Annotated in this window: 3 protein-coding genes; 2 read left to right on the top strand and 1 reads right to left on the bottom strand. The window is 65.9% G+C overall.

The window, feature by feature from the left end; all coding sequences use genetic code 11:
• Positions 1–737 (bottom strand): helix-turn-helix transcriptional regulator (locus tag WA702_RS30520; protein WP_425114255.1); only part of this gene is annotated, 737 nt, incomplete at its 3' end.
• A gap of 91 nt (positions 738–828) precedes the next feature.
• On the opposite strand from WA702_RS30520, the gene WA702_RS30525 reads away from it, so the two are divergent.
• Together WA702_RS30525 and WA702_RS30530 are read left to right on the top strand one after the other, a co-directional pair.
• On the top strand, positions 829–1,719 hold the full coding sequence (locus tag WA702_RS30525; RefSeq protein ID WP_425114256.1) for an SDR family oxidoreductase: 891 nt from the start codon (positions 829–831) through the stop codon (positions 1,717–1,719).
• A 188-nt stretch (positions 1,720–1,907) separates the two neighbouring features.
• Positions 1,908–2,733, top strand: an 826-nt coding sequence (locus WA702_RS30530) for an aminopeptidase (RefSeq protein ID WP_425114257.1), incomplete at its 3' end; no start/stop codon positions are given.

Consider the following 2,733-nt stretch of genomic DNA (forward strand, 5'->3'; position numbering starts at 1 on the left):
CGGCCGTCGACGGCGAAGCCTGAGAATTCCAGCGAGAGCGGGCCGGCGATGGGATGCTGCAGGATTTTGAGGCCGTCGCCATGGCCGCGCACATCGTTGTCGCGCCACATCGCTGCGAATTCCGGGCTGGTCGCGCAGAGCTCGTCGACCAGTGATTGCACGTTGCGCGAGGCGCCGGCGCGGGCGACGTCGGCGCGAAAGGCCGCCACCACATAGCGTGCGACGGCTTGCCAGTTGGGCTGCGCGGCCCGGACGCGGCTGTCGCGGAACATCATGCGCAGCACGTTGCGCTGTCCCTCGGGCAGTTGGCTGTAGTCGGTGAGGACGGCCGTCGCGGCCCTGTTCCAGGCGATCAGATCCCATGTCGCCGTGCGGATGAAAGCGGGGCTGTAGTCCAGCGTGTCGAGCACGCGCTGCAGACGTGGTGAGATGCCTTCGGGCGCCTGATAACGGGCCTCGGGTGGCCGTCCCAGGCCGAGCAGGAACAGATGCTCGCGCTCGACGTCGGTCAGCATCATGGCGCGGGCGATGCGATCCAGCACGTCGGCGGACGGCGCACCGCCGCGTCCCTGCTCCAGCCAGGTGTACCAGGTGGCGCTGACATTGGCGCGCTGCGCCACTTCCTCGCGCCGCAGCCCCGGCGTTCGCCGCCGCTGCAGCGGAAAGCCGAAGGCCGTGGGATCGAGCTTGGCGCGACGATCCTTCAAATAGGTCCCGAGCGAGTTGGTGTCGGTCATCCTGTTAGCGATTATACCCGTATGATCTCACTACTTTACCTGCATGAGCAACCTAGCAATATCCCGCCGATCTGAACAGGGAGTGCTTCTCATGCGCGTATTCGTCACCGGCGCGGCCGGGTTCATCGGCTCCGAAACCACCAAAGAACTGATCGCCGCCGGACATCAGGTGGTCGGCTTGGCGCGCTCCGACGACAACGTCCGCACGCTGGAGCAGTTGGGCGCGGAGGTTCATCGCGGCTCGCTGCAGGACCTCGACAGCCTGAAGCGCGGCGCGCGGGATTGTGACGGCGTGATTCATCTGGCCTTCATCCATGATTTCGCGAAATTCGCGGAGAATGGCGCGATCGACAAGACCGCCATCGAAGCCATCGGCGATGAGCTCGTGGGCACCAACAAGCCGTTCATCGTCACCTCGGGAACCGGCCTGGTCGCGGCGGGCGTGGTGGTCACCGAGGACATGCGGCGCGAGTCCAGCGCCTATGTGCCGCGGATGTCCGAGCAGGCAGGTCTCGCCTATGCATCGCGTGGCGTGCGCGCGATGGCGCTCCGCCTGCCGCAGGTGCATGGCGCCGCTGGAAAAGCCGGCTTGCTCAGCTATCTGGTCGAGCTCGCGCGCCAGAAAGGCGCCGCCGCCTATGTCGGCGAGGGCACCGAGCGCTGGCCGGCGGCGCACAGGCAAGATGTGGCCCGGCTGTACCGGCTTGCGTTGGAGAACGGCACTGCCGATGGGATCTACCACGCTGTCGGCGAGGAAGGCGTGGCGATGCGCGAGATGATCGAGGTGGTCGGCCGCGCGCTCGACGTGCCGGTGATCTCGATCACCAAGGAACAGGCAGGCGAGTATTACGGGCCGCTGGCGATGTTCGCAGGCCTGGACATGCCGGCCTCCAGCGCCCTGACGCAGCAGCGGCTGGGCTGGATGCCGAGCGGGATCGGCTTGATCGCCGACATCAGCCAGCCCGGCTACTTTAAGGCCTGAGCTCCACACCGAGAGGCTGTCGAATCCAACGATGGCGGCCGCGCGGCGACCGCCATCGTCCGCGTGCTTGCGACGAAGGATCCGAAAGGCGGCATCGCGCGCTGCAGCCACGATCATGGGTGGCATTGATCGCTCCCGCGCGTTACCTATCTCAAGTTCCCTGCCGACCTGACTGAACGGAAAAGCCCATGACCGAACACCAGCGCAACGTTTCCGCCACCATTGATCCCGTCAAGCTCGACCGTCTGGCCGAGGTCGCGATCAAGGTCGGCCTGCAGCTCAAGCCGGGGCAGGATCTGCTGCTGACCGCGCCCGTGGTTGCGCTGCCTTTGGTGCGCAAGATTGCCGAGCATGCCTACAAGGCCGGCGCCGGCATCGTCACCTCGTTCTTCGCCGACGAGGAGCTGAGCCTGGCGCGCTACCGCTTCGGCCAGGATGCAAGCTTCGATCGCGCCGCCGACTGGCTTTATCAGGGCATGGCAAAGGCGTTCTCCGAGAATACCGCGCGGCTTGCGATCGTCGGTGACAATCCGATGCTGCTGGCGGGCCAGGATCCGGCCAAGGTGGCGCGGGCCAGCAAGGCCAACTCGAAAGCTTACCAGCCGGCGCTGGAGAAGATCACGAATTTCGAAACCAACTGGAACATTATCGCCTATCCGAGCGCGTCCTGGGCCAAGCTGGTTTTCCCCGACGTGCCCGAGGACGTCGCGGTGGCCAAGCTCGCGGACGCGATCTTCGCGGCCTCGCGCGTCGACCGCGAGGATGCGCTGCCGGCCTGGGAGCGCCATAACGCGGTGCTGCGCGAGCGCACCGAATGGCTCAACAGCCAGCGCTTCAGCGCGCTGAAATATTCCGGGCCCGGGATGGATCTGACCATCGGATTGGCTGACGGCCATGAATGGGAAGGCGGCGCCTCGACCGCGAAGAACGGCATCACCTGCAACGCCAACATCCCGACCGAGGAGGTGTTCACGACGCCGCATTGCCGGCGCGTGTCGGGTTACGTCAAAAGCT

It is taken from the genome of Bradyrhizobium sp., assembly GCF_049798375.1.
In the GTDB taxonomy this organism is placed as follows: domain Bacteria; phylum Pseudomonadota; class Alphaproteobacteria; order Rhizobiales; family Xanthobacteraceae; genus Bradyrhizobium.

What these genes read in the sequence shown, in the direction of transcription:
- WA702_RS30525 (WP_425114256.1), top strand. Translation starts at nt 829, where the DNA reads ATGCGCGTATTCGTCACCGGCGCGGCCGGGTTCATCGGCTCCGAAACC.